This window comes from Streptomyces sp. NPDC002643 (genome assembly GCF_053592555.1).
The window spans coordinates 1-3,255 of record NZ_JBSFVY010000079.1; the positions used below are offsets into that span (position 1 = coordinate 1).

5 protein-coding genes are annotated in these 3,255 nt (G+C 67.8%); 3 read left to right on the top strand and 2 right to left on the bottom strand.

The features are described 5' to 3' along the window. Both ACWD4G_RS45545 and ACWD4G_RS45550 read right to left on the bottom strand, forming a co-directional pair. A partial coding sequence (locus ACWD4G_RS45545) for an ATP-binding protein (RefSeq protein ID WP_451304638.1) occupies nt 1-224 on the bottom strand: 224 nt, incomplete at its 3' end. 46 nt (nt 225-270) lie between these two features. Beyond that, a complete protein-coding gene (locus ACWD4G_RS45550) occupies nt 271-678 on the bottom strand; it encodes an NUDIX hydrolase (RefSeq protein WP_451304646.1) in 408 nt (135 codons plus the stop codon). A 109-nt stretch (nt 679-787) separates the two neighbouring features. Here ACWD4G_RS45550 and ACWD4G_RS45555 point away from each other — a divergent pair, with 109 nt between their 5' ends. The 3 genes from ACWD4G_RS45555 to ACWD4G_RS45565 all read left to right on the top strand — a co-directional run. After that, a complete protein-coding gene (locus ACWD4G_RS45555) occupies nt 788-1,576 on the top strand; it encodes a GntR family transcriptional regulator (protein ID WP_451304640.1) in 789 nt (262 codons plus the stop codon). Nucleotides 1,577-1,742: 166 nt separating this feature from the next. Further along, nucleotides 1,743-2,099 (top strand): SCO3933 family regulatory protein, encoded by a 357-nt coding sequence (locus ACWD4G_RS45560; protein ID WP_451304642.1) that lies wholly within the window; start codon nt 1,743-1,745, stop codon nt 2,097-2,099. Continuing rightward, nucleotides 2,099-3,255, top strand: a 1,157-nt coding sequence (locus ACWD4G_RS45565) for an FtsK/SpoIIIE domain-containing protein (RefSeq protein ID WP_451304644.1), incomplete at its 3' end; no start/stop codon positions are given. The genes ACWD4G_RS45560 and ACWD4G_RS45565, both read left to right, overlap by 1 nt.

Sequence of the window (3,255 nt, forward strand, 5' to 3'; positions counted from 1 at the left end):
TGTGGGGAGACGGCGAGGGCCAGGTGGAAGCGGCCGGATTCCAGGCCGCTTGCGGTGTGGAGGATGGCGTTCGCGCTCAGTTCGCTCACGATCAGTTCGGCGTCTTCGGCCAGGGGTGATCCGCGCAGGATGTCGCGTGTCCAGCGGCGGGCCCGGCTGACCTCTTCCGGAAATCCTGGGCACGACAGTCCCCAGACCCTCGCCCTTCTCATATACTCGTGCATACAAGTTCCTTCGTGCTGGTAGGCCGCCATGTGCAGCGGGTTCGGGCTAGACGAGTTTCACGCCGTCGTGGGCGCGGATGGCCGGCGGGGATGCCGCGTCCAACGCGTCCAGGACGCGTATGGCGTATGCCTCGTCGGCGAGTTCGGTGACTTCTTGGCGGGTGGCCCAGCGCAGTGCGTAGGTCTCGTCCCCGGTGGTGGGTGTGCCGTCGGCCGCTTCGCAGCGGAAGACCAGCGAGACGATCAGGGCCGTCATGTTCTTGTAGACGCCGGTCAGGGTCGCCGGAAGCGCGATCTTGACGCCGGTCTCTTCGAGCACCTCGCGCTGGAGGGCTTCGGGGATGGTTTCCTCACGTTCGAGGACTCCGCCCGGCGGCTCCCACTTGCCGTTGTCCCGGCGCTGGATCAAGAGGGCTCGGCCCTGGTCGTCGACGATGACTCCGGCGACGCTCACGGAGTGCGGACGGTCGGTACTCACGTTCCTCGGCCCTCTCGGCTGGCTAGGCTCTCCACCGTAGCAACAGAACTCGCCCACTCGTCTAGATAACCCTAAAGGAGTACAAGTGCCCTCTCTTCCTTCCGGCCTGCTCGGAGACCTCGACCCCACGAGTGATCGTGCGGTCTTCCGGCAGATCGCCGACCAGCTGCGCGAGGCCATCGGCCGTGGGCGGTTCAAGGAGGGTGACAAGCTGCCCTCGGAAGCAGAGCTAGTCGATCACTTCGGGGTTTCCCGGATGACGGTCCGGAACTCCTTCTCCGTCCTCCAGGGGGAAGGGCTCGTCCACGCCGAGCACGGCAAGGGCGTCTTCGTGCGGCCCCGGCCGCCTGCGCGGAGGCTTGCCTCCGACCGGTTCGCCCGGCGTCATCGTGAGCAGGGCAAGTCCGCCTTCATCGTCGAAGCCGATGCCGCTGGTAGTCATCCGCAGGTCGACAATCTTGAGGTCAAGGAAGAGAAGGCCAGCCAGGACGTCTCCGCCCGGCTCGGGTCCGTACGGCGGGTCCTCGCCCGACGACGCCGTTATCTGCTCGACGGTCGGCCGGTCGAGTTCGCGACCTCCTACCTGCCGCTGGACATCGCGCGCGGTACGGCCATCGCCGAACCCAACCCCGGGCCCGGCGGCATCTACGCCCGCCTCGAAGAACTCGGCCACCACCTTGACCGCTTCGAGGAGGAGATTCGGGCCCGGATGCCCTCGCCCGCCGAGGTCAAGACGCTCCGGCTGGCCTCCGGCGTGCCTGTGATCCAGTTGATCCGCACCGCGTACGACACCGAGGGGCGGCCGGTCGAGGTCTGCGAAACCGTGATGGCGGCGGACGCGTACGTGCTGGCGTACCAGCTCCCGGCCACGTGATCCGGTGATTCGCGGTAGTGCGCGGGACTGGTTCTCCGGACTCGTACACACAACACACATACTCGTATAGACGAGTGGTCGAGTTGTGTGGCAGGATGATCACTGCGAGACGGAGGGATGGATTCCGTGGCGCATCTTGTATAGACGAGTAGATAGGGAGCCTGCCTTGCGTACCATTCGTGTTGAGACCTCGGCCGCGACGATCCTGCTGACCGAGGCTCCCGAGCCCAAGGTCCGGGACCGGCAGACGGGCGAGATCGCCAAGGACACCGTCAGCGGTGAGGCGCTGATGACGATCGGCGTCGTCTACATCGAGGACGGTGAATCCTCGCTGATCAAGGTCACTGTCCCGGAGAGCGGCGTGGCCGAGGGGCTGACGCTCGGGGCGCCGGTCTCGCTGCCGGGGCTGGTGGCCCGTCCCTGGGAGTCCGTGTTCAACGGGCAGCAGCGTCACGGGATCGCCTTCCGCGCCGCCGCTGTGACTCCGGCCGCCTTCCCGGCCTCCATGGGAGCCACCGCCTGATGAGCGACCCGGTGACTCTTCTGGAGGTGGGTGGTCCTGTCGCCGCAGTCGGCGGCGGGGCCGCCTACGCCCGGGCCAAGCACCCTCGCGTGTACTGGTCCACGATCGGCCTGCCGATATCCAGCGCCCGGCTCCTCGGCTCGTACGGCTCGGTCATGGAGGCGTGTGGGCTGACCGTGGCGCCGTCCCGGCTGCGGGTTCTCGCGGTCAAGGCCACGACCCGGCGTGAGGTCCGGCCGGTACCGCCTCGGCGGGGCATCATCCGGCCGACCTCGACCGGGCTGCGGCTTCGTCTGCGGCTCGCTCCCGGGCAGGAACCGGCGGACGTTGCCGCCTCGGCCGAACGGCTGCGACATGCCTGGGGAGTTCATGCCGTGTACGTCACGACCGTCAAGCCGGGCGTCGTCGAACTGCGGCTCGTCGGCTTCGATGTGCTGCGGAGCGTGCGGATGCCTCGCAAGGCCACCGCCGAACTCCTCAAGGTGCCGGTGGCACTTCGGGAGGACGCGACTCCGTTCGTACGCGACTACCGCACCATCCCGCACCAACTCACCCTCGGCGCAACGCTGTCGGGCAAGTCCATGTACCTGCGCCACCTCATTACCGGACTCGCCCAACAGTCCGTCGCCCTGGTCGGCGTCGACTGCAAGCGTGGTGTGGAACTGGCGCCGTTCGCCTCCCGGCTCTCGGCCCTGGCGACCGACCCTGATGAGGCGGCCGAGCTGCTGCCTGTACTCGTCAAGGAAATGGAGGACCGATACGACCTGATCAAGGCCCGGCAAGGCATCGCCCCGGACACCCCCGACGAGGAGATCACCTCCGACATCTGGGGCCTGCCCGAGAGTGAACGCCCGGTGCCGATCGTGCTGTTCGTCGACGAGGTGGCCGAACTCTTCCTCGTCGCCACCAAGAAGGACGAGGAACGGCGGGACGAGATGGTCACCCAGCTCATCCGGCTCGCCCAGCTCGGCCGCGCCGCCGGGATCTACCTGGAGGTCTGCGGGCAGCGCTTCGGCGCCGAACTGGGCAAAGGCGCCACCATGCTCCGCGCCCAGCTCACCGGCCGGGTCTGCCACCGCGTCAACGACGAAGCCTCCGCGAAGATGGCACTCGGCGACATCGCCCCCGAGGCGGTCTCCGCCGCCTGCGCCATCGC